Origin of the sequence: Nonomuraea sp. MG754425 (assembly GCF_021699195.1) — a bacterium.
GTDB lineage: Bacteria > Actinomycetota > Actinomycetes > Streptosporangiales > Streptosporangiaceae > Nonomuraea.
In genome coordinates this window covers 31,445-55,206 of sequence record NZ_SSXE01000009.1, presented here as the reverse complement: position 1 = coordinate 55,206, position 23,762 = coordinate 31,445, and the positions used below count along the sequence as shown (strand labels likewise).

Annotated in this window: 20 protein-coding genes and 1 pseudogene; 10 read left to right on the top strand and 11 right to left on the bottom strand. The window is 69.9% G+C overall.

Going from position 1 to position 23,762, the window contains the following annotated elements:
• Positions 1–2 precede the first annotated feature (2 nt).
• The 8 genes from FAF44_RS05055 to eccD all read right to left on the bottom strand — a co-directional run bounded on the left by FAF44_RS05055 (position 3) and on the right by eccD (position 6,515).
• A complete protein-coding gene (locus FAF44_RS05055; protein ID WP_237101814.1) occupies positions 3–764 on the bottom strand; it encodes a WXG100 family type VII secretion target in 762 nt (253 codons plus the stop codon).
• Positions 765–1,832, bottom strand: a complete 1,068-nt coding sequence (locus FAF44_RS05050) for a pentapeptide repeat-containing protein (protein WP_237101813.1) — start codon at positions 1,830–1,832, stop codon at positions 765–767.
• A complete protein-coding gene (locus FAF44_RS05045; protein ID WP_237101812.1) occupies positions 1,829–3,205 on the bottom strand; it encodes a hypothetical protein in 1,377 nt (458 codons plus the stop codon). The genes FAF44_RS05050 and FAF44_RS05045 overlap by 4 nt, the downstream gene beginning before the upstream one ends.
• Positions 3,202–3,579: a hypothetical protein gene (locus tag FAF44_RS05040; RefSeq protein ID WP_237101811.1), complete on the bottom strand. Its 378-nt coding sequence runs from the start codon at positions 3,577–3,579 to the stop codon at positions 3,202–3,204. The genes FAF44_RS05045 and FAF44_RS05040 overlap by 4 nt, the downstream gene beginning before the upstream one ends.
• Positions 3,580–3,659: 80 nt before the next feature.
• A complete protein-coding gene (locus tag FAF44_RS05035; protein WP_237101810.1) occupies positions 3,660–3,965 on the bottom strand; it encodes a WXG100 family type VII secretion target in 306 nt (101 codons plus the stop codon).
• 17 nt (positions 3,966–3,982) lie between these two features.
• Complete coding sequence (locus tag FAF44_RS05030) at positions 3,983–4,327, bottom strand: WXG100 family type VII secretion target (protein ID WP_237101809.1); 345 nt, start codon at positions 4,325–4,327, stop codon at positions 3,983–3,985.
• A gap of 208 nt (positions 4,328–4,535) precedes the next feature.
• On the bottom strand, positions 4,536–4,982 hold the full coding sequence (locus tag FAF44_RS05025) for a YbaB/EbfC family nucleoid-associated protein (RefSeq protein WP_237101808.1): 447 nt from the start codon (positions 4,980–4,982) through the stop codon (positions 4,536–4,538).
• 36 nt (positions 4,983–5,018) lie between these two features.
• Entirely contained in the window at positions 5,019–6,515 is a 1,497-nt protein-coding gene (gene eccD, locus FAF44_RS05020) for a type VII secretion integral membrane protein EccD (protein WP_237101807.1), read from the bottom strand.
• A gap of 70 nt (positions 6,516–6,585) precedes the next feature.
• On the opposite strand from eccD, the gene eccCa reads away from it, so the two are divergent.
• The 6 genes and pseudogenes from eccCa to FAF44_RS04990 form a co-directional block, all read left to right on the top strand.
• Entirely contained in the window at positions 6,586–10,563 is a 3,978-nt protein-coding gene (gene eccCa, locus FAF44_RS05015) for a type VII secretion protein EccCa (protein ID WP_237101806.1), read from the top strand.
• A 36-nt stretch (positions 10,564–10,599) separates the two neighbouring features.
• Positions 10,600–10,914 carry a hypothetical protein gene (locus FAF44_RS05010; RefSeq protein WP_237101805.1) on the top strand — a complete coding sequence of 105 codons (315 nt, stop codon included), beginning with the start codon at positions 10,600–10,602 and terminating at the stop codon, positions 10,912–10,914.
• Positions 10,911–12,074 (top strand): transglycosylase SLT domain-containing protein, encoded by a 1,164-nt coding sequence (locus tag FAF44_RS05005; RefSeq protein ID WP_237101804.1) that lies wholly within the window; start codon positions 10,911–10,913, stop codon positions 12,072–12,074. The genes FAF44_RS05010 and FAF44_RS05005 overlap by 4 nt, the downstream gene beginning before the upstream one ends.
• A gap of 224 nt (positions 12,075–12,298) precedes the next feature.
• Entirely contained in the window at positions 12,299–13,501 is a 1,203-nt protein-coding gene (locus tag FAF44_RS05000; RefSeq protein WP_237101803.1) for a S8 family serine peptidase, read from the top strand.
• A gap of 113 nt (positions 13,502–13,614) precedes the next feature.
• Positions 13,615–15,594, top strand: coding sequence for a hypothetical protein (locus FAF44_RS04995; protein ID WP_237101802.1), 1,980 nt, complete (start codon positions 13,615–13,617; stop codon positions 15,592–15,594).
• A gap of 70 nt (positions 15,595–15,664) precedes the next feature.
• Positions 15,665–15,940 (top strand): annotated as a pseudogene (locus FAF44_RS04990) (alpha/beta fold hydrolase); the annotation flags it as partial.
• A 256-nt stretch (positions 15,941–16,196) separates the two neighbouring features.
• Here the strand turns inward: FAF44_RS04990 and FAF44_RS04985 are convergent.
• Genes FAF44_RS04985 through FAF44_RS04975 form a run of 3 tightly spaced genes read right to left on the bottom strand, consistent with a single transcriptional unit; the run spans position 16,197 to position 19,053 of the window.
• Positions 16,197–16,883 carry a response regulator transcription factor gene (locus FAF44_RS04985; protein ID WP_237101801.1) on the bottom strand — a complete coding sequence of 229 codons (687 nt, stop codon included), beginning with the start codon at positions 16,881–16,883 and terminating at the stop codon, positions 16,197–16,199.
• Complete coding sequence (locus tag FAF44_RS04980; protein ID WP_237101800.1) at positions 16,880–18,085, bottom strand: sensor histidine kinase; 1,206 nt, start codon at positions 18,083–18,085, stop codon at positions 16,880–16,882. Before FAF44_RS04980 ends, FAF44_RS04985 begins: the two co-directional genes overlap by 4 nt.
• Positions 18,086–18,141: 56 nt before the next feature.
• Positions 18,142–19,053 carry a CPBP family intramembrane glutamic endopeptidase gene (locus FAF44_RS04975; protein WP_237101799.1) on the bottom strand — a complete coding sequence of 304 codons (912 nt, stop codon included), beginning with the start codon at positions 19,051–19,053 and terminating at the stop codon, positions 18,142–18,144.
• A 274-nt stretch (positions 19,054–19,327) separates the two neighbouring features.
• Between FAF44_RS04975 and FAF44_RS04970 the strand changes: the two genes are divergently transcribed.
• The 4 genes from FAF44_RS04970 to FAF44_RS04955 are packed head-to-tail and all read left to right on the top strand — an operon-like array spanning position 19,328 to position 23,762.
• The gene (locus FAF44_RS04970; protein ID WP_237101798.1) at positions 19,328–20,095 is read left to right on the top strand and encodes an ABC transporter ATP-binding protein; all 768 of its coding nucleotides are present in this window, start codon (positions 19,328–19,330) and stop codon (positions 20,093–20,095) included.
• On the top strand, positions 20,080–21,900 hold the full coding sequence (locus FAF44_RS04965) for a hypothetical protein (protein ID WP_237101797.1): 1,821 nt from the start codon (positions 20,080–20,082) through the stop codon (positions 21,898–21,900). Before FAF44_RS04970 ends, FAF44_RS04965 begins: the two co-directional genes overlap by 16 nt.
• A 36-nt stretch (positions 21,901–21,936) precedes the next feature.
• Positions 21,937–23,145: a sensor histidine kinase gene (locus tag FAF44_RS04960; protein ID WP_237101796.1), complete on the top strand. Its 1,209-nt coding sequence runs from the start codon at positions 21,937–21,939 to the stop codon at positions 23,143–23,145.
• Positions 23,142–23,762, top strand: coding sequence for a response regulator transcription factor (locus FAF44_RS04955; protein WP_237101795.1), 621 nt, complete (start codon positions 23,142–23,144; stop codon positions 23,760–23,762). Before FAF44_RS04960 ends, FAF44_RS04955 begins: the two co-directional genes overlap by 4 nt.

The following is a 23,762-nucleotide window of genomic DNA, read 5'->3' as shown; positions in this document are numbered from 1 at the left end:
GCTCAGCCGAGGCCGCCCGGCAAGGAGGAGACGTCTACCTTGGGGATGATCTGGCCTGTCTGCTTGTCGTACTGAATCGTGGCGTCGGTGAACTCCGGCGCGCCGGTCTTCAGCGAGTCGATCGCGGTCGGTATCCCCTTCACCAGAGGAAATGCCTTCCCGGTGGTCTCGGCCTGCTGAATGGCCACATACATCAGGCCGGCCACGACGCCGACCCCGATGCCGAGCTTGAGCAGCACATTTTTCGCCGCCTTGATCGAGGTTCTGGCGATCTTCTCCTCAATCTTGAACGCATGGGCGATTAAATTGCCGTAGACGTTGCGGCGGAGGAACATCATTATCAGCCCGATGGCCAGCATGGCTCCCGCGACGGCGGTGCATGTGATGGCCCCCCAGTAATACAACCTCGCGTTCTGATCGATGGCCTCACCGGTGCTGTTCCGCGTTTCTTCGAGCTTTTTGAGCGACTCGGAGAATTTCTCGTGGGCCTTGGTGAATTCCTCGAAGGCGGGTCCGGACCAGTACTCCCCGAGCATGTTCTTCAGGGTGGTGAGCTCACCATCGAGCTGGGTCAGCTCGGATGGACTCCCGCCGTCGGTGCCCCGCCACGCATCAGCCGAGCTGGACATCCGGCCCGGGTCGGAGATCACGACACCGATCATGAGGACCACGTACTTGGCCCATGGCTTCCCGATCATGCCCGCCGCGAGGGTCGCGGTGCCGAGTGCTGCGGCGTACAGCCATTTGCCCTCCTCGTAGCTCACCTATGCCTCCTTGCCGATGATCTCGGGAGCGATCTCCTCGTCCCCGTCCCACACGCCTTCGTCCTCCGACAACAGGGAGTTCGTTTCCCGGTCGCGTTCGTCGGTGCCGTTGCCCGCGCCGGCCATGGGTGTCATGGGCATCATCGGCATCCCGCCGGTCATGGCGCCGGGCGTGGTCATGCCGGGCATCCGCGGACCGTTGGCGCCGGTCGAGCCCACTCCGCCGCTGCCCGGCGAGCCCCACGTGGTGCCCGCACGGGAGTCGGCGTTCGGCGGCCCGGCGAGCTGCTGGTTGGGGTCGAACGAGGAGAGCCCGGTCTTGTCCTGCTCCGGGTTGAGTGTCGCGCCGATGTCAGGGACCTTCATGTTCGGCTCATCGACAGCCGACAGGTTGGGATTCCCCAGATCCGTGCCCGGTGTGTCCGTCCCGGGCAGGTCGCCGCCCGGCAGGCCGGTACCGGAAGGATCGCCGTCCGGAAGATCGGCGCCCGGCAGATCCGTGCCGGGCACGTCACCCCCGGGCAGGTCCGTTCCGGGCAGGTCAGCGTCCGGCAGGTCGGCGTCCGGCAGGTCGGCGTCCGGCATGCCGGGGCTGTCGGGCAGGTCGATTCCGGGTGCCCCCGGCCCTTCCTCGCCCCGCTCTACGTCGAACGGCCCGTTGTTTGACTTCCGGATCCGCCGCCTGCTCTCCTCCTCGGCTTCCCGGTAGTTCTCGTCGGCCGCCTTCAGCGCCTCCTTCCAGCTCTCCAACGCCTTCTTGCCCTGGACCAAGGCGAAGGACTGGCGCTCGATCGCCTGGTCATGAGCTTTGGCGAGCCCGAGGCCGATCACCCCGAAGCCGGGTAACGGGACACCCATGTCATTTGACCGGCCCTGCAAGGAGTCGAAGTGCTTCGTGTGATTATCGAGCTGGTCGCCGACCGTCTTGAGATGCTCAGGCTTGAAGGAGATGCCCGACGAGGGCGGCCCCATCTGGGCGGCCGTCGGCATGACACCGTAATCGGTGTACAACTGCTGACCGGTGTCGTCGTACTGGCCGGTGTCGTCGTCGTACGGCTGCCCACTCATCCGATCACCGGATCCGTCACCTCATGACTTCCGTTCCACGCCGTCCTGTCTTCCGGCAGGTAGGCACTACGCTCCAGGTCGCTGCCCTCGCCCGCCGTGGCGCCGCCCCCTCCCAGCATCGGCGGGAACGGCATGCCGGGCACTCCCGCCGGGCTGCCGCCGCGAACCGCCGCGAGGCCCGTGCCGGGCGGGTACGCGGTGTTCGGGGAAACGCTCACCGACGGGACGATCGACGTGGTCGGGGTGGGCGTGCTCACCGCGTGGCCGCCGATCGTGGGCGGCGCGACAGGTGTGGGAGGCTGGTAGGCCGCCGCCTCGGTCCTGAGGGGGTCGGCCGCGGGAGCGGCCTCGCCGGGGAAGGTCCCGTCCGTGGAGCCGATCACCTGCGGAGCGATGTCGTCCTCCGCCGGCGCTCCGGCGTCCGCACCCTGCTCACCGGTCTGCTCGCCGGTCTGCTCCCCCGTGCCCGGCTGGTCCTGGCCGCCCGGCTGGTCCGCGCTCTGCGGCGGGTCCTGGCCGGCGGCCTGGTCGTGGCCCGGCTGCTCATCCGGTTCCGTCCCGGGGCCGGCTTCATCCGTGGCACTCGGCCGGTCGTCCTCCTGGCCGGCGGTGCCCGCGACGCCGGCGGCGCCGTCGCTCCCGTCCGCCGCGCCGCCGGTGCCGTCACGACCGGCGGAGGTGGTGCCAGGGGTGCCGCCCGAGTCGCCATAGACGACCCTGGCCGAGGTACCGGACGTGGACGGGACCGTCACGGTCGGCAGCTCGTAGTTGATATTGAAGGGGATCGAGGAGATGTACAGGGAGCGGATCTTCTCGTTGAGCCTCTTCAACACCTCCTGGGCCCTGGCGTCCTCCACCCTGGTGACGGCGCTGGCCTGGAGCACCGCATAGATCAGCAACTGGGCGTCGGTCCTGCCGCCCAAGTTGGGGATCGCGATCATCCCCAGCTTGCCGATCTCCTCCTGGACCGCCGTCTCGTTCTTGTCCACCGTGATGCCGTTGACCTCGGCGATGGCCGTGGGGACGTAACCCGCGTAGGTCTCCAGGGCCCGGCCCATGTCCGCGAGCGCTCGCGCCAACTGGCGGCCGGTGGCGTACATGGCCTCCAGGGCGACGCGCGCCTGGTCGGCATCCGGACCCTGCCAGATGCTGAGGATCTTGCCGGCGTAGTCATCGATGCCGGTGACCGCGCCGGTGACCGCCTCGGCGGCCCTGGTGTAGGCGGCCCCGGCGGAGGTGATCTGCTGAAGCTGGGACGTCCCCAGCAGCCGCCAGATCTCCGCCTTCGGCTGGAACTCCGTCTGACCGGTGGGGATCTGCTCCCCCCAGATGGGCAGCGTCTCGAACTTCGTGCTCTTGTCAGCCACCGTCAAGCGCCCTCGTTTCGGGCATCCGCCTCGGCGTGGTTGCCCGCACTCGCCTCGATGGCGGCGATGACGTTCTTGTAGGCCTTGATGAATTCCGCGTGGACGTGCCCGAACTTCTGCCCCGCACTGTCCTTGCCCGCCGCCGCCCCGAAGAGCTTGGCATCCACCCACTCCCCGAACTGGGCGGCACCGAGCTGGATCTCGGTCATGGCGGACCCGTCGAGTTCCGACTTCTCCATGGCCCGGAGACGTTCCGCCAGCGCGTCGGCGACCGCACGCATCGTGGCGGGTTCGTGAACCCGCCCGTCGCTCTCGAAGGTGACCAAGTACGGATTGAGGTGGAGGGAATCGCCGTGCGACTCACGATCCGGGTTGCCCATCACTTACCCCTGCAGACACGATCCCTCAGCCGCCGCGCACCACCGCGGCGACCGAGGGAGGAAGGTGCGGCCGGCTGCGGTCAGTCGGTCCAGATGGCGATGTTGCGCTGCTCAGCGGACTGGTAGTTGCCCTTGGCGATGTCGACGGCGCTCGCCGCCTGGAACAGTTCTTTGGCCATCGCCTGCTCGTGGGCGTCCCACTGGCTCTTCTTCGCGTTGAAGAACTGCTCGGCGTCGCCCTCCCAGCTCGCGCCGATTTCCTTCTTGACGTCGGCGAACAGGTCGTCCGTGGCCCGGTCGAGCTCGGTCACGACCTTCTTCAGCTCCTCGTACGCCTGCTCCATGCTGCCGAACTTGACGAATGTGTGATCATCGGGAACGGTCATCGCGATCTCCGTTGCGTCTAGTTGGCGTTGACCACTGAGTCGATCCGGCCCAGGTAACCGTCCCTGGCCAGCGACCCGGACAGGTCCATGTTCTGCTCGGCGGCGTTCCGGTAGACACCGGCGCCGATGTTGAGCCGGTCATGGATGTCTTCGAGGATCTGGATCACGGCCTTGAACTCGACGTCCCACTGGTCGAGCGCAGCGCTGAACTTCTGGGCGGCGCCGCCCCGCCAGCCCTGGGTGGTCAGCTCGCCTTTGATGGTCTGAACCCTCTGACGCATGCCTTCGATGTACTGCGCGGTGTCCTGGCAGTACCCTGCGGCGTTGGCCAACTGCGTCGGACTTGCTCCGAACAGTGACATGTGACCTCCATGGGGACATGGCTGTGTCTCATGCGGTGAGCAGTCACTGCGGACCGAGCCGACTACTCCCGCGGAACGACATCGACTCGGATGCTGCCACGGGGTGTCCCACCGATCACCGCTGTTCTCGCGTTGCGAGCAAGATCTGCGCCCACCGCCAACGCATCGTGCGCTCTGAGCAAACCCGGACGTGCGAGATCCGTCCTGATCACAATTCCAGCCGCCGCCGGATACGTTCGAGTTCGCCCATGACGTCGTCGAAGGTCCGGTTGTAGGAGGACTCCGCCTCCTTGATCTTCTTCAGCGCCGCATCCGGGTTGGTGACGTACGCCGTCGGGCTGTCGTCGGAGTCGCCGAATGCCGCGCTCATCACTTCGGTCACCTGGACATTCAGGTCCTGCGTGGCGTCATTCAGCGCTGTCTTGATGAGGTCGGCCAGGTCGCCGGTGGACAGGCGCAGCGCCTTGGGGTGCAGGTACAGCTCGCGCACGCCTTCCTGGCCGCACTCGACGGCGACCAGCCCTTGCTCGTCCCGCGCCCGGCCGACGCAGGACTCCAGGTTCTTCTGGGACTCCTCCATGCGCGCCAGTTGCCCGTCCGCTCCCTTGAGCAGCTTGTCGATGTCGATGTTCGCGAACTCTCCGAATCCCTGCATGATCCGCACTCCTCTGCCTCGTCGGCAAGCAACGTTTCAGCCTGACAATCCGCGCATCCAGCCGTATATCTCCAGCACACCGGCCGCGAGGGGGAACAACTCGACGATCAGCAACACGTCCAGGATCTCCCCGGCTCTGCCCCAGAACGGCGATGGCTTTCCGGACGCCAGGCTCATCCCGACACCCACCGTCAGCAGGGACGCCCACAGCACGCAGATCGCCACGGCCGGCGCACCGATGATGCCACCTTCGAAGCTGAGCGCGAACGCCAGCATCGCGAGCCCCGCCAGGCCGGAGCCGACGAGCCAGATCCGCTGGGCGGGACCGGAGAAGACGCGGGCGCGCATGACGAGCGTCAGGGACAGCGTGCCGGTCAGGATGCAGGCGAGCAGTCCGCCGTGCAGCACCAGCAGCGCCTGGGCGATCAGCGCCACCAGCCCGGTGGCGATGATCAGCCCGGTGACGAAACTCTGCGCGATCGCTGTGCGCTCCTGGATCGCCGCCGCGTCGAGCCGCTGGTTGTCGGCGCGCAGTTCCTCGGCCGAGGTGGGCATGGCCGGCAAGGGCACCCGAGCCAGCCGGAACGAGAGCGTCGGCACCAGCGGGCTCAGCGCCAGCAGCACGGCGACGACCAGCGCCGCCACGCCGGCCGGCGCGGCTCCGGTCACCATGACCACGGCCGCGCCGACCGCACCGAACGTCGCCGCGACAGCCGTACCGAGGAAACCTGGGATGCCGGACGAGATCAGCATCCCGGCGACGGCTGCGGTGAGTGCCGTGCAGGCGAGCGCGGAGAGCAGGTGGGGGACCCCGACGCCGGCCAGGCCCCCGCCGCCGGCGAGCGCGAACAGCCCGGCCAGGAAGCCGTACGGTAACGCCGCGTGGCCGATCAGCGCGCCGGCCGTGGAATTTCCCAGGGCGCGCGACAGCGCGGCTCCCGCGACGATCAGCAGCAGCGCGAACACGCCCGCGGTGATCGCGCCGACCGGTGCGGGCAGACCGGCCGAGCCCAGTCCGGCGGCGCCGAAGACGAGCAGGCCCGTGGCACCCACCGCGCTGAGAGTCCTGGTACGTGCCGGTGACCAGCCACTCGATCCGTTGACCCCGGTGGCGACGACATCGGCCACGTCGTCGAAGACCGCGGCCGGCAGGATCGCGTCGCGGGGGCGGAGGTAGAGAACCTCGGCGTCGAGCACGCCGAGCGTGCCCAGGCTCTGTTCCAGGTCAAGAGGAGCGCCACCCAGCCGCTGCAGCGCCCACCCCGGTGACGACATGGCGTCACCGCCCACCTCTCCGAGCATGCGCAGCAGCCCCGGCAGCACATGCGGCAGGGGTATGTCGGCGGGCAGCGCCAGATCGGCCCTGCGGCTGGGCCCCACGATCGTGACGTTGCACACGAGCGGCAACGGCAGCGGGACCTGCGCGAGGGCGCCCTGCTGGATCGGCCCCAGGAGCGCCGGCGTGCTCCCCTCGGGTTCCCGCTCACCAGGTGCCGGTTCGGGCGGCGATGTCCCCTGAACCTTCGAATTCACAGTCCACTCCGTCCCACAAGCATCATGGACAGCAGAGAACATAGCGGGTCACTTCTGGTAGGAACGCCCGGTGAGCAAAGTAGTCGTCCGGCGCCCCGAGCGCCGCCCCGGCCCCACGCCACCTCGCGGGGAAGTCATGCTGGAGTCCCCGCCGGAGATTCCCGACGTCCAGGCCCAGGGTTTCATGCTGGTGCTCTCCTACCTGCCGATGCTGGCGGGAGCGGCGGCGATGGCGCTCATGTTCACCTCGGGGGGCAGCGCCAACCCGGTCATGTACGTCGCCAGCGGCCTGTTCGCCGTCTCCATGCTCGGCATGACCGTCAGCCAGATGGGCCGCCAGGCCGGCGAGCGCAGGTACCGGCTGGACGGCGCCCGCCGCGACTACTTCCGCTATCTCAGCCAGATCCGCACCAGGGCCAGGCGCACCGCCAAGCAGCAACGCGAGGCCCTGGCGTGGAGCGGCCCTGAGCCGGACTCGCTGTGGTGGATCGCGATGGGAACCCGGTTGTGGGAGCGGCGTCCCCGCGACGAGGACTTCAGCACGATCCGGCTCGGCACCGGCGTGCAGAAGCTGGCCATCCAGCTCGTCCCACCGGACTCCAAACCCGTGGAGGACCTGGACGCGCTGTCGGCCGGTGCGCTGCGCAGGTTCATGCGGTCCCACTCCACGGTGCCCCGGCTGCCCGTGTCCGTCGCTCTCGCCTCCTTCGCCCGCGTCCGGCTCAGCGGGGACATCACGGCGGTCCGTGGACTGGTGCGCGCCATCATCGGCCAGGTCACCGTCTTCCACTCCCCGGATGACATGCGCGTCATGGTCTGCGCCGCTCAGGACCGCCTGCCCCACTGGGAGTGGGCCAAATGGCTTCCGCACGCCCTGCACCCCGACGAGTTCGACGCGGTCGGACCCGTGCGCCTGATGGCCGACAACCTCGGCGACCTGGACCGGCTCATCGGCGGCGAGCTCAGGGAGCGGGCCAGGTTCCAGCCGGGTTCGCCCGCCGCCGCGCTGCCCTACCACGTGGTGATCGTGGACGGCGGGCGGGTCCCCCACGATTCGCAGCTCGCCGGCGACGCCATCCAGGGCGTCACCGTCATCGACCTGACCGGCTCCACCGGCGCCGTGGAGGAGAGCAACACCCTGCGGCTGGACGTCCAGCAGGACGCCCTGTACATGGTGAAGGTCGATCACGCGGGCAAGGAGCGCAAGACGCGGCTCGGCACGCCCGACCAGCTCTCCTTCGTGTGGATGGACGTGCTGGCCAGGCAGTTGTCCCCGCTCCGGGCCTCCTCCTCCGTCGGCGGTGACGAGGGTGAGGACATGCTGTCGGTCAACACCACGCTCACCGACCTGCTCGGCATCGGCGACCCTCGCCGGCTGGACCCGGCGGTCATCTGGCGGCCCCGCGCCGGTCGTAACAAGCTGCGCGTGCCGATCGGGCTCGGCGCCGACGGCCGCGTGGTCGAGCTCGACATCAAGGAGTCCGCCCAGGGCGGCATGGGGCCGCACGGCCTGCTGATCGGCGCCACCGGCTCCGGCAAGTCGGAGCTGCTGCGCACGCTGGTACTCGGGCTGGCCGTCACCCATTCCTCCGAGGTGCTCAACTTCGTCCTGGTCGACTTCAAGGGCGGCGCGACCTTCCTCGGCCTGGACTCGCTCCCGCACGTCTCGGCGGTCATCACCAACCTGGAGGACGAGCTCCCCCTGGTCGACCGCATGCACGACGCGCTGCACGGCGAGATGGTGCGCCGGCAGGAACTGCTGCGCGCCTCGGGCAACTACGCCTCGCTGCGCGACTACGAGCGGGCCAGGGAGCAGGGCGCCGACCTGCGCCCGCTCCCGACGCTCTTCGTCGTGCTGGACGAGTTCAGCGAGCTGCTGTCCACCAAGCCCGAGTTCATCGACCTGTTCGTGATGATCGGCCGGCTCGGCCGCTCGCTCGGCGTGCACCTGCTGCTGGCCTCCCAGCGCCTGGACGAGGGCAGGTTACGCGGGCTCGACACCCACCTGTCGTACCGGATCGGCCTGCGGACGTTCTCCGCCATGGAGAGCCGGGCCGTGCTGGGCCTGCCCGACGCCTACGAACTGCCGTCCGCCCCGGGCAACGGCTACCTCAAGTTCGACACCACCGGCATGACCAGGTTCAAGGCCGCGTACGTCTCCGGCGCCCACCAGCCGGACACCAGGCAGGCCGCGGACGGCGGGCAGCCCACGGCACGGGAGATCGTCGAGTACGGGTCCGGCTACGCGCCGCTGCCCGTGGCCGACGAGCCTCCGGAGAAGAAGGCGGAGGAGCCGGCGGAGAGCGGGCCGGAGGTCAGTCTCCTCGACCTCGTGGTCGGCCGCCTCAAGGGGCGCGGCCCCGCCGCGCACCGCATCTGGCTGCCGCCGCTGGGCGAGCCCTCGACCCTGGCCCATCTGCTCCCCTCGTTGTCGATCACACCGGACCTCGGGTTGTCCACGCCGGGCTGGGACGGCCGGGGCAAGCTGCTCACCGTCGTCGGCATCGTTGACCGGCCCTTCGACCAGCGCCGCGACCCGTACTGGCTGAACCTGTCCGGCGCGGCCGGACACGTCGGCGTCGTGGGCGGCACGCAGAGCGGCAAGAGCAACGTGCTGCGCACCCTGATCACCAGCATGGCGCTCACCCACACCCCCCGTGAGGTGCAGTTCTACTGTCTGGACTTCGGCGGCGGCTCGCTGTCGGCGCTGGAGGGGCTCCCGCACGTGGGCAGCGTGGCCAACCGGCAGAACGTCGAGAGAGTCCGCCGCACGGTCGCCGAGATCTCGGCCATCCTCCAGCAGCGTGAGCAGCGGTTCGCCGAGCAGGGCGTCGACTCGATCGCCACCTACCGCAAGCGGCTGGCCGACGGATCCATCGAGGGCGACGGCTGGGGCGACGTGTTCCTCGTCGTGGACGGCTGGCTGACCGTCCGGCACGAGTACGAGAGCCTGGAGCAGGTGATCACCGATCTGGCGGCGCGGGGACTCGGCTACGGCGTCCACGTCATGGCGGCCACGAACAAGTGGTCGGAGTTCCGGCCGGGCATCCGCGACCTGTTCGGCACCAGGATCGAGCTCAAGCTCGGCGACGCCTTCGAGTCGGAGATCAGCCGCACCGCGTCGCTGGCGGTGCCCGAGGGCACGCCGGGACGCGGGCTCACCAGGGACGGCATGCACTTCCTGTCGGCCCTGCCCCGGATCGACGGGCTGCGCGGCGCCGACGACCTCGCCGACGGGCTGGGCGCCCTCGTGGAGACGGTCGGCGCCGCGTGGCAGGGCCCGGCCGCTCCCCCGGTGCGGCTGCTGCCGTCGCTGCTGCCCGTGTCCGACCTGCCGGGGCCGGAGCAGACCGGGGCGAACAGCGTCGCGATCGGGATCGACGAGGGCACGCTCTCGCCGGTGGCCCTCGACTTCGCGACCGATCCGCACTTCATCGTCTTCGGCGACACCGGGTGCGGCAAGTCGAACGTGCTGAAGCTGATCATGGAGGGGGTCGTGGCGCGCAAGCCGCCCAAGGACGCCAGGATGGTCGTGATCGACTACCGGCGGTCGCTGCTGGACACCGCGGCCACCGAGCATCGCATCGGCTATGCCGTGTCGAGTGCGGCCGCGGCCGAGTTGGTGCAGGAGGTCCGGGTGGCCATGCTCAAGCGCCTTCCGCCCGCCGACCTCACCCCTGACCAGCTTCGTGAGCGCAGTTGGTGGAAGGGTTCCGACCTCTACGTCGTGGTGGACGACTATGACCTGGTCGCCACCTCGAACAATCCCCTGCAGCCGCTGGCCGAGTTGCTGCCCCAGGCGCGTGACATCGGACTCCACGTGATCATCGCCCGTCAGATGGGCGGCGCGGGCCGGGCACTGTACGACCAGGCGGTGCAGCGGCTCAAGGAGATGGCCAGCCCGGCGCTGATCATGTCGGGCCGCAAGGAGGAGGGCGTCCTGTTCGGCAACACCCGGCCGCAACCCCTCCCGCCCGGTCGCGGCTTCCACGTGGACAGAAGGCTGGGAGATCGGCTGATCCAGACGGCGATGCTGGAAGAAGGGTGAACCCGCCCGATCCGATGTCCTCTATGCTCCCCTCCCATGAGCACAGGCCGAGTCGATGTTTCCTATCAGGTGTTCGACGAGTGCCGGGGACGGGTCCGCGAGACCGCCAAGGCCTTCGTCCTCGCCGAGATCATCAAAGAGACCAAGTCGGTGGACCCCGGCGCCGTGACGCACCCCGCGCTCTTCGGCACACTGGCGAGAGCTCAGGAACTGACCACCAAGATGCAGAACATCTGGTCGGGCATCGGTGGTGAGATCGAGAGCGGCCGCACGAAGCTCGACCTCGTCGAGCGGGCACTCGACGAGGTCGAGACCAACCTGCGCGCCGCGGAGACGGATTCGGGCGCATGACCACCCCCGCGGTCACGCTGGCCATCACCGATCTGCCCCGTGGCGGGGAGCTGAAGGCCCTGCACGACAAGGTGACGGGCAACGTCGCGGGCATCAGGAGCATCGCCTCGGCCTGGCGATCATGCTCGCACCGTACCGCGCACGTCACCTCCGCGCTCATCCGGAACATCAACGAGGTCGATCTGAAGTGGGAGGGCGACTCCGCGGACGCCTTCGACCGCCACATCCGCCTCTATCCCCAGGCGGGTGGCGCCTTCAACGCCGCCGTCGGCACCTGCGCGAAGGCGCTCGACGACATCGCCACGACGATGGAGAAGGCCGCTGCGGACATCGCGACGCTCTCCACGAACGCGGTCACGACCGCCCAGCAACATCTGGCGAACTACAAGACCCAGAACCCCGCGGCGAGCGATGCCGCCGCGAAGGACGCACTGATCGCCGACGCCACCTTGACCGGTCTCATGAACGGCAACATCACCTCGGCCCAGGCACACGTCACGACGGCCGAGAACGCCATCGCGACCGCCATGACCACGCTGGACACACACCTCAAGCTCGAGCCGACCCAGGGGTTCGGCTTCTTCACCGCCATCCCCCCTCCGGGCGGGCCGGACTTCGTCCCGGGCGAACAGAAGGTCGTCTGGACCGCGACAGCCGACGAGAGCGGCGCGCAGGAGCAGGGCGGTGCGGGCGCCGGTAGCGGCTCCGGCTCCGGAGCCGGCGGAGCCGCGCCGACGAGCGGGACGCCCGCGGCCAAGACCGAGGTCGTCGAGTGGATCAAGCAGGCGCTCACCGTCATCAGGTCTCCCGAGATGGCGGACGTCATGCGTGAACGCGGCATCGACGTCGGCGACCTGGACCCGAACGACCCCCAGGACGTCCAGCGCGTCTGGACGATCATTTACCACGAGTCCGGCGGCAACCCCAGTGCCATCAACAACTGGGACATCAACGCCAAGAACGGAATACCGTCGCAGGGTCTGATGCAGACCATCCCACCGACGTTCAACGCGCACGCTCTGCCCGGCCACGGCAAGATCCTCGACCCGGTCGACAACATCATCGCGGGGGTTCTGTACACCTACAGCCGCTACGGGAACCTCGGCGGCCATCCCGGCATCTCGTCCCTGGAGGGAGGCGGCAGCTACCGGCCTTACTGACCGCCCCGCTCCGCGACCCGTCCCGCGGGCGGCCTGCGCCCAGCACCAACACATCCTGCGCTCTCTGCTAATGACAGGGAGAACCCGGCAGCGCAAGATTTCCTCTCGAACGGATGCGACCCCCGATCGAGGACAGGTGTGCGTGCCTGCGGATTTCAGGCCCGAGAGGCCCGTGTTCGATGTTGTCCCGCTCGCCGCCGGCAGACCGGTCGAGGAATCAGGCGATGGCCGGCTCATCCACCCCGCGACCGAGTAGCGCGATGCTCGGCCGGGTGCTGCTGGCCGCCGTATCGGTCCTCGTCCTCACCGCCGGTCCGGCGGTCGCCTCCCCGGCGGCCGTCACGCCGGCCGCCGAGGAGTGCGACCCAGAACCGGGCACGGTGAAGCTGCCTGGTGGGGAGCCGTGGGCGCAACAGCGGCTCGACATCAAGACGGCCTGGAGGCTGAGCGCCGGGGCGGGCGTACGGGTGGCCGTCGTCGACAGCGGTCTCGACACCCGGCACCCGCAACTGCGGCAGTTCGCCACCTTCGTCGACCTCACCGGAACCGGCCACATCGACTGCGTCGGCCACGGCACCGCCGTCACCGGCATCATCGCCGGCCGCCTCTACCCGGGCGTCGCCTTTCACGGGGTGGCCCCGCAGGCGACCGTGATCGAACTCAAACAGAGCAACCAGGCGCAGGGCCACGTCGCCAACCTGGCCGCGGCCATCGACAAGGCGGTTCAACTGAGAGCCGACGTCATCAACATCTCGATCAAGGCGGCCGACAATCCGGCGCTCAAGGCGGCCGTCCAGAACGCCCTGGCCCACGACATCGTCATCGTCGCCGCCGCGGGCAACATCACCGAGAAGAACGAGAACGTCCCCGCCTACCCGGGCTCCTACGAAGGAGTGCTGGCCGCCGGCTCGGCCACACCCGACGGACGCCGCGCCGACTCCTCCAACACGGCCACGCCCGTGAGCGTCCTGGGGCCAGGCGTCGGCATCGTCGCCCCGTGGCCGCCCAGCGCGTACAAGCTGGACCTTGAGGGCTCCAGCTTCGCCGCCGCCTACGTCTCCGGAACCGCCGCACTGGTACGCGCCAGGTTCCCGCATCTCGACCAGGAGCAGGTACGGCGGCGCATCATCGCCACGTCCGACGGCTCCATCGGCGAGGGCACCGGAGCGGGCATGGTCAATCCGGTGCTGGCGGTCAGCGCCGTGCTGCCGTTCGAGCCCGACGGCCGGCCGGTGGTGGCCCCGCCTCCTGCGGCGGCGATCTCGGCGGACGCGATCGCCAAGGTGCCGCCGGAGGACTTCGTGACCAGAAATCTTTCGCTGGCCGTGATGGCGGGCGCGCTGATCCTCACGGCCCTGGCCGGTGCACTCGCGCTGGTCCTGCCGCTCGGCCGAAGCCGCGGTTGGAGACCCGGCGAGCCGGCCTAGCCGCCGTCGGCTCCGGCCGCTGGGTGCGCCTGATCCGGCCACCACCACAACACGACGACAAACGACAAGGAGACAGATCCATGCGCCCTTTACGAGCGGATGATCCAAAGAGCGTGGGTCACTACGTTCTGTCGGACCGGCTGCCAGCGGGGCCGCGCGGGACGACCTTCCTCGGCCGGGAGTCGGACGACGCGCCGCTTCGGGTGATCAAGGTGCTGGCCGGGGAGCCGGACCCGAACGGCGTCGCGCGTTTCACCGGCGTCCGGCGCGTCTCCGGTCTGCACGTCGCCAAAATGGTGGACGCCGGTCTGCACGAAGGCTGTCTCTACGTCGTCCGTGAGCATGTGCGGGGGCGCAGCCTCGCCGAGACCCTGGCGGCCGACGGGCCGCTCAACACTGACGCGCTGGAGCGGATGGCCGTCGGCACGCTGACCGCGCTGACCGCCGCGCATCTGGTGGGCGTCACGCACCGGGGGCTGACCCCGCACAACGTGATCATGGGCGTCGACGGTGTCCGGGTGACCGACCTGGACCTTGGCGAGGCCGCCGGCGAGATCGGCTACCGCTCCCCCGAGCAACTGCGGGACGAACCGTACGGCTCCGCGGCGGACCTGTTCGCCTGGGCGGCCACGGTGGTCTTCGCGGCCACCGGAAAGGCGCCGTTCGGCCACGACGCCGAGGCGGTGCTGACCGGCGCGCCCGCGCTGGGCGCGCTGACCGAGCCGCTGCGGGGTGTGGTGCTCGCGGCGCTGGCGAAGGACGCCGACCCGCGGCCGACCACCTACGACGCGCTGTTGCGCCTGCTCGGCGGCCAGTACGCGGAGCCGGGGATCACGGCGGCACTGTCACCGGCGAAGGCCCCGCCCAAGCTGCCGCTGTACGAACAACCAGCCCCGTCACCCACTCCGGGGGACGGCGCGCCGATCGAAGGCGTCCCCGTACGGCCGCAGTCGATGCCGCTGCAGCAACCGCAACAGTCGTGGCAGCCTCCGCAACCACCCGGCGGATCCGCCAAGCGCCCCCAGATGCTGCAGGCGCCGGTCGTGGGGACGCCCGCCCCGCGGCGCAAGTTCCCGATCGCCATGGCCGCGTCGGCGGCCGGACTCATGGTGCTCTCCGGCGTCGCCATCTGGGGAGCCGGTCACTACACGGAGACCCGGCCCGTCAATTCGGTTGGCGTCGGCGCAGCAGGCGAGGCCGACCGGGGCATCGCCGCTCTGATCGAGTCGGAGCAGAACGCGCAGACCGGCGCCGGTGACCCGGTTCCGCAACTGGGTCCGGAATCCGGCCGGCCACAACCGGAGGTGACCGTGCCATGGGCCACCTCCTCCGCCACGGACCAGGACGGCGTGGGCCCGCTCATCCTTCCCACCGAGCAGCCGTCGGACGTCCCGACCGCGCCGGTGTACAGCACGGTGCCCACGCCTTCGCCCACGTCCACCCAGCCGGTTTCCACCGTGCAGCCGACCACCACCTCGCAGAAGACACCGCAACCGACCGCCACACCGGCCACTCGGACGGCCTTGCCGCAGGTGACCAAGACGGTCACGGCGACACCGACGGCCTCCGGCACCGCCACCAGGACACCGCAGCGATCCCAGGACCCCACCCCGTCCCCCACGAGGAGCTCCGAGACTCCGGCTCCCTCCATGAGCACGCAGGCGCCCGCGCCGGCGCCCACGACACAGTCCCCGACGACCCAGCCGCCGAGGCCGGAGCCACCCAGGAGCGCGGACCCGCCGCCGCCCCCGCCCGCGCAGGCCGAGCCGAAGAACCCCTACGCACCGGCCCAGGTGTGCGGGGCCGGCTTCTACGTACAGCGCTCGCAGTCGTTCAGCGGCGGCGAGACCTTCCAGCTCTACAACGCCGGCACCGAACAGAACTGCGTGGTGACGATGAAGTACGCGGGAGTGGGGAAAGAGAGTCCCGTCAGCGCGACGCTCGACGTCCAGGGCGGGGGCAGCGCCACCGACAGCGGCAACTTCAAGTACTACGCCGGTCCGGTCAAGCTGGACGCGCCCGGCAAGTGCGTGAAGTTCTCCGGCAGCGTCGGCGCGGAGGGCACCTCCGCAGACTGGGCGAACTGCGGCTGATCCGGCGCCGGACGGCCCCGCCGGGTGGGGCCGTCACGGTCGTGGCCGGTCAGGACTCCCGGCGGCGGCAGTGCGGAGACCAGAACGTCCCTCCCACCTCCGGACCGGCCGAGTAGCCGGCGTCGCGGAGCTTGCCGCGGCGGGCTGCCGCGCCGTGGCCTTCGACCAGCGCGGATACTCCCCCGGAGCACGCCCCGCGGAGGTGGCGGCGTATCGGATGCCGCACCTGGTTCAGGACGTGCTGGACGTGGCCGACACCCTGGGCGCCGATCGCTTCCACCTGGTCGGGCACGACTGGGGCGGCTCCGTCGCGTGGTGCACCGCCTTCGCCAACCCCGCGCGGGCGGAGCCGCCCTGCAGAAACACCGAGTTACCCATGCGGCGTGAGGTGATCGAATTCGCTAGGAAATCGACCTCTCGGCCGATTCGCTGCGGGAGGCCACGCTCCGCTGGAATCCGAGGAAGAAAGCGTGGGAGCCCGAGCCGGGACGCGGACCGGTCAAATCGTGGCTGCCTGGCGATCCCCTCGATGAGAACTGGGGCAAAGCTCCGCAGGCTGATGCGCTACACCCGGGCTTCAGCGGTGCGGGACGAATCGTGGTTCAGTCGTCGCCGCGGACGAGTCCCGCCTGGTAGGCGAGGACGACCGCCTGCACGCGGTCGCGCAGTTGCAGCTTCGTCAGGATCCGCGAGATGTAGGTCTTCACGGTCTCGGGGGCGATGAACAGCCTGCCGGCGATCTCCGCGTTCGACAGACCGGCGGAGAGTTGTTCGAGCACCTCGAGCTCGCGGGCGGTCAGCGCTCTGATGATCCGGTCCCTGGCCGGTTTGGAGGTAGCGGAGGGGCGGAGCCGGTCGGCGATGTGGCCGATGAGGGTGCGGGTGACGGCGGGGGCCAGCAGGGAGTCTCCGCGGGCGATGGTTCGTACGCCGTTGGCCAGTTCCGCCGGCGGGGCGTCTTTGAGCAGGAAGCCGCTGGCTCCGGCCTTGAGCGCTTCGTAGACGTACTCGTCGACGTTGAAGGTGGTGACGACCAGCACCTTCGCCGGAGCGGTGGCGCCGGGACCGGCCAGTTGGCGAGTGGCCTCGATGCCGTCCAGGATGGGCATGCGGATGTCCATCACGATGACGTCGGGACGTAACCGGCGTGCGGCCTCGACAGCCGCGCGACCGTCCGCGGCCTCGCCGACCACCTCCATGTCGGGCTGGGCGGAGAAGATGGTCAGGTAGCCGGCCCGGACGAGTTCCTGGTCCTCGCAGATGAGCACCTTGATCGGGGCGTCGGTCATGTCTGGCTCCCGGAGGGGATGAGGGCTCGCACGCTGAACCCGCCGTCAGGCCGGCTCGCGACGATCAGGTCGCCGTCGAGCATCCGCAGCCGCTGGCGCAGCCCGTTCAGTCCCCGCCCGCCCGCGGGCACGAGGGGGGTGGTGGGCCCGGGATCCGCGGGTTCCGGGCCGGTGGGGCCGTCGGTGGTCACCTCGACGGTGAGGCGGTCGGGGTGATGGTGCACGGTGACGACGGTGCGCCGCCCTGTCGCGTGCTTCATGGCGTTGGTGAGCGCCTCCTGAACCACCCGGTAGGCGGCCAGTTCGACGTCCACGGTTCGTGGCCGCTGCCGGCCGTGCTCGTTCAGCTCGACCGGCTGGCCGGACAGACGGGCCTGTTCGGCCAGGTCGGCGATCCTGCCCAGTGCCGGGGTGCGGTTGGCCGGGCCCGGCTCGCCGGTCGCCTCCAGGACGTTGAGCAGGTGCCGCAACTCCGTCAGCGCCCGGCGTCCGGTGTCGCTGATGGCGGCGAGCCCCGATCCGGCGCGATCCGGCGCCGTGCCGACGACGAACTGTGCCGCGTCGGCCTGGATCACCATGGCGGTCACGTGATGCGTGACGACGTCGTGCAGTTCCCGGGCGATGCGTGCCCGCTCGGCGGCCCTGGCCACGTCCGCGCTGAGCCGGCGGTGCTCGGCCTCTTCCGCCCGCCACCGGCGCATTCCCGCACCGGCCATCCAGATCACCACCAGCGTCAGGTAGAAGGCGAGGAAGTCCAGAGCCCGATTGGGTGACCCGAGGCTGTGCAGCACGACCGCGAGTGCGGCATAACCCGCGGTCGTCCCAGCGGCGACGCCGCGACGGAACCGGGCCTGATGGGCTCCGGCCGCGTACACCGCGAGATAGAGCCCGATGCTGGCGAAGGTCGGCGGGTAGGCCAGCGCCTGATGGGCCGCGAAGGCGATGCCGATGACCGCCAGGCTCGCCGCCGGCCACCGGCTGCGCAGAGCCAGCGGCGCCGACTGGGCCACGGTCAGCGCCAGCGCCGGCAGGTCGGCCGGGCGTCCGGGCAGGTCGCCGAGCCGCGCCGCGATGGTGTCCAGCGTCGGTACGAACGCCGCCAGCGTGAGCACCGCCGCGAGCGCGCCGTCCTTGGCGAAGACGGGGCCGGCCCGCCACGAGTCCGGCCAGGAGCGCACTGAACGAGTGACGTTCGCGAACATCGGGCAAGCCTAACGACGGCCACGACCCACGTACCAGAAGGCCGCGGTGGCAACCGTCAGGCGGACGTCCTGGTGGGGCGTGGGCGGATCTGACCGGTGCGCGCGGCGCGCCGCAGCAGGAAGATCGTGGGCGCCAGGCAGACCAGCAGGGTGAGCAGGCTGGCTTCAGGGCCGAAAGCGCCGCCGGTCAGTACGGACGGGCCGGACAGCGTGACGTTCAGCAGGCCGTGGACCGGTGCGTCCGATCCGGAGAGCATGACACCGAAGATCCCGGTATGGGTGAAGTTCCAGGCGAAGTGCAGGCCGATCGGCAACCACAGCGAGCGGGTGACGACGTAGGCGGCGGTTGTCATGGCTCCGCCCGTCAAGGCGATCGCGAGCGCGCCCCACAGCGTGGCGTTGGCGTTGACCAGGTGTGTCGCCCCGAACAGCAGCGTGGATACGGCCAAGGCGATCACGGTGCCGACGTGTTCCTCCATGATGCGGAACACGACCCCGCGAAAGAGGAGTTCTTCGGCCACGGCGACGCTCGCCATCATGCCCGCGGTGCCGAGGAAGCCGCCGAAGGAGCCGAAGGACAGGCTCTGCCAGCCGCCGAAGACCGCGATCAGCACCATCACCACGGTGAACAGGCCGGCGCCGAGCAGCGTCCCGCGCCGCAACTGGGACCGTCTACCTGTCCTGTCGAGTTCGGAGATGCTCGGACGGAGTTCGACGGTCCGGCAAAGCCAGTGATAGCAGGTCAGACCCGCGACGGCCAGACCTATCCCCACCGGCAGGGCGAGGATCGGTGCGGGCGCGACGAACTGGTTGATCCCCGCGGTCACCACCATCACACCGAACAACGCGACCAGCAGGACGGGGAACCGGAATCTGCGCAACCGGCGTCGACCCGTGGAGAGGCCGGCTTGCGGAAGAGTGCTGCTCGGGTGCTCCGTAGACGCCACGATCGCGATCCTCTCGATCAAGTTTCCGCAGCGTTCTGTGCGGTCAGAAGGAGACTAGGGATCAGGGCGAGGCGTGCCATCCCCCTGAGACGGACATCCGCGGTAGCTCTCGCGGGGGATCAGGAAACAAGCCGGCTCGCCCTCTCCGACCAGGTGCCGCGGACCGCGGCGCTGAGACCCGCACCACGGACCAGCCGCTCTCCCCGCATCAACCGATCGGTTGATGCCGGAATCCACCATCCCGCTCTCCGGCCGGACGATCCACCACCCCCTGCCCCCGCGCGATTCTCAAGGCATGCCAACACACCGGGAGCCCGCCCTGCGCACCATCGGACTCCGCAAAGCCTTCGGCGACCACAAGGCCGTCGACGACATCCACCTCACCGTCCCCGCCGGATCCTTCTACGGCCTGGTCGGCCCCAACGGCGCAGGCAAGACCACCACCCTGGCCATGGCCGTCGGCCTGCTCCGCCCCGACGCCGGCAGCGCCGAGATCTTCGGCGTCGACGTCTGGCGTGACACCGTCCGGGCCAAAGGACTGATCGGCGTGCTGCCCGACGGCAACGCCATGCCGGAACGGCTCACCGGCCGCGAGGTCCTCACCTACCTCGGCCTGCTGCGCGGCATGCCGCCCGCCGTCGTCGCCGAGCGCACCGACGAACTCCTCCAGGTCCTCGAACTCGACTCCGCGGAACGGACCCTGGTCATCGAGTACTCCACCGGCATGCGCAAGAAGATCGGCCTGGCCGTCGCCCTCCTGCACGCGCCCCGCCTGCTCGTCCTGGACGAGCCCTTCGAGGCCGTCGACCCCGTCTCCGCGGCCACGATCAAGACCATCCTGCGCAGGTTCGCGGCCAACGGCGGCTCCGTGATCATCTCCAGTCACGTCATGGCCCTCGTCGAGCAGCTCTGCGACCACGTGGGCGTCATCTCGGACGGCCGCGTGGTAGCCGCCGGGCCGCTGGCCGACGTACGCGGCGCCGGAACGCTGGAGGACGCCTTCGTCGGCCTCGTCGGCGCCCGCACCGGCGGAACGGAGGGGCTGGCATGGCTCACCTCCTGACTCCCGGCCCGACCGCCCTGGCACAGCACATGATCCGCATGCGGCTGGCCGTCATGCGCAACTCCCTGCGCGGCGACCAGGCCACCAACCTCTACACCGGTGTCTCGCTCGGGCTGATCCTGGCCTTCGGCACGATCGCCGTCGCCGTCCTGTGGCCCGCCTACCTGCCGATCACCCTGGCCGTGTGGCTGTCCGGCTGGATCTTCGGCCCCATCTTCATCGGGGGCGGCAACGAGGCCCTGCGCCCCGAGTACTTCTCCATGCTCCCGGCCAGGCCAGGCCGGATCGCGCCGGCACTGCTCGCCGGAGCTTTCGCGGGCCCCGCACCCGCGGTCAATCTCCTCGCCCTGCTGTCCCTGCCCGTGTACGGCTGGCGCTTCGGCCCGGCCGGCGTGCTCATCGGCCTGGCAGCAGCCCTCACCACGCTCGTCACCATGGTGATGATCTCCCGCGTCATCGTGGCGCTCATCGGGCTGTTCGTCAGATCGCGCGCCACCGCAGCCGCCGTCGGCATCGTGACCGGCACCGCCATCGCCCTGTGCAGCAACGGCTGGGCACCCGTCGCAGCGATGGGCGCCACCGACACCGCCGCCTGGTCCGAGATCCTCGTCCGCGTCCTGCCCTCCGGATGGGGCGTGGCCGCCATCGAAGCCTCCTGGCCTCTCGCCCTGGCCATCCTCGCCGCCAACGCCGGCGTGATCGTCCTCCTCCTGGCCGCCTGGGCCGGCCTGCTGGCGCGGCGCGTCGTCTCGGCCGCGCGCGGGGGTGTGCCACCCCGCCGGGGCACGCCCCGTCCCTTCCCCGGCGCCGGCGGCGCCCGCATCGCCGCCGCCAGGGAACTGCGCGCCTGGTGGCGTGACCTCGTCCGCATCCAGCTCCTCGCCACCGCCTTCTCCTACGCCATCGTCACCCCCCTCCTGCTCCTCGCCCTCGACATCTGGGTCATGGTCCCCTTCACGGGACTCATCGCGATCGTGATGGCCGCCGCGTCCTCGGCCAACCTCTACGGCGCCGACGGGACCGCCCTCTGGCTCACCCTCATGATCCCCGGCGCGGAGCGCGCCGACGTACGTGGCCGCCAGCGGGCCTGGCTCCTCGTCGTCGGCCCGGCCGCCGTCATCCTCTCCCTGATCGGCACCCTCGTCAGCGGCCAGACGTGGGCCTGGCCGTGGGTGCTCGGCCTGCTCCCCGCCCTCCTCGGCGGCGGCGCCGGGATCATCGTCCTGCTCGCCGTCACCTCGCTCGTCCCCGGCACCGACCCGCACAAGCGCGGCGGCAACCCGCTCAGCACCGGGGCCGACGAAAGCGCCGAAACCAGCCTCGCCTGGCTCGTGCTCCTCGCGGTCCCCGCCACCGCCCTGCCCGCGGCCGGCGCCATCCTCCTCCACCCCTGGGCCGGCATCGCCACCGGTGTGCTGACCGGCGCCCTGTGCGCCTGGGGATTCGGCAGGATCGCCTACCGCAGACTCGAGAACCACGGGATCGATCTGCTCAACCTCATGAAGCACGGCCCGGCGCCCCAACCCGACAAACCCACCACCGCGGACCTGCCCATCCCGCACCGCATCGGCGTCACGATCAGCTACCTCATCGCCTGGCTTCCGCTGTTCCCCCAGGGAGTCGTGCCCATGGTCATGAAGATCATCGGCATCGATGACCGCGGCTGGTTCCTCGCCCTTCATCTCCCGCCGGTCTGGCAATGGCCCACCGTCATCTTCATGATCGCCCTGGGGTTGCTCATGTACGGCTACGCCATCCTGCTCCCCATGCGCCTAAACTCGCCCTCATCTGCCGAAACCAGGTGAAAGCCATCCATAGCCGCGGAGAGGAGCACGCTCCGGATGAACGACCCCTTCCCGCCTTCGGCCTGGGAGCAGCGCTTCGACCGCGTCGTCGAGATCATCCCCTACATCACCCTCGCCGCTTCCCTGGTCATCAGCCTGGCCTCACCCAACCAGCCCGAAGGCGGGATCCTCCGTACTCTCGCGCTCACCGCCCTGGCCCTCACCTGGAATCTCGGCGCCCACACCCTCCTGCCCAAGGCCCTGCGCGGACGCCGGGTCGTCGTCACCGTTCACTTCGCCGGCGTCCTGGCCAGCGCCGCGCTGCTCTCCTTCCACGACCCCATCTATCTCATCTACTGCATCTCCGGCTACTTCCTCGCCGCCAACTTCGCTCCCTCCAAGTGGACCTTCGCCGCCGTCGCCGCCACCTCCTTCGTCCTGTACGGCTCGACGCTCGACTGGGCCCAGGCCACCGCCCAGCTCATCGTCTTCTACCTGGCGATCATCGCCGTGCAGACCGTTGCCATCGGCGGCGGCTCCATCGCCGGCATCAAGATCGAGGACCGGCAGCGCAAATACCGCAAAGCAGTCAACGACCTCCAGACCGCCATGGCGGAGAACGCCGACCTCCACGCCCAGCTCCTCACCCAAGCCCACCAGGCCGGCATCCTCGACGAACGCCAGCGCATGGCCCGCGAGATCCACGACACCCTCGCCCAAGGTCTCACCGGCATCATCACCCAGCTCCGCGCCGCCCAACGCGTCGAGGACTCCGGCACCCACGTCACACTCGCGCTCAACCTCGCCCAGGACAGCCTCACCGAAGCCCGCCGCTCCGTCTCCGCTCTCCAGCCCCACCAGCTCGAAGACGCTCACCTCCCCGAAGCCATGACCACCCTGGCCCGCAACTGGAGCCAGAGCACCGGCGTCGACCTCCACGTCGAAGTGACCGGCGACCGCGTCCCCCTCAGCCCCGTCATCGACGTCACCCTCTTCCGCGTCGCCCAGGAAGCCCTCAACAACGTCGCCAAACACGCCCACGCCACCCGCGCCGGCCTCACCCTCTCCTACACCGGCACCGTCGTCCTGCTCGACATCCGCGACAACGGCACCGGCATCCACAACCCCGACAGCAAAGGATTCGGCCTCAGCAGCATGAGACAACGCCTACGCGGCGTCGGCGGCTCCCTCGAGATCGAGAGCACGCCCGGCGAGGGCACCGCCGTCAGCGCCACCGTCCCCGCGCTCCAAGGAAACCCCCGGTGATCCGCCTCCTCCTCGTCGACGACCACCCCATCGTCCGTGACGGCCTGCGCGCCGCCTTCGAGACCGAACCCGACATCGACGTCGCCGGAGAAGCCGCCAACGGCCGCGAAGGCATCGACCGCGCCGCCGCCCTCGACGTCGACATCGTCCTCATGGACCTGCGCATGCCCGAGATGGACGGCGTCACCGCCATCACCGCCCTGCGCCGGTCCCACCCGCACATCAAGGTCCTCGTCCTGACCACCTTCGACGGCGACTCCGACGTCCTGCCCGCCATCGAAGCCGGCGCCACCGGCTACCTCCTCAAAGACGCCCCCACCGAGGAACTCCTGCGCGCCGTCCGCGCCGCCGCCGCGGGCGAGCCGGTCCTGTCCCCCTCGGTCGCCGGCCGCCTGATGGGCCAGGTACGCCGACCGGTCAAGGCCGCCCTCACCGACCGCGAACTGCAGGTCCTCGCCCTCGTCGCCGACGGCGCCTCCAATCGCCAGGCGGCCGCCAAACTCTTCATCAGCGAGGCCAGCATCAAGACCCACCTGCTGCACATCTACGACAAACTCGGCGTCCGCGACCGCGCCGCCGCCGTCGGCGAGGGGTACCGACGCGGCTTGCTCAGCTAA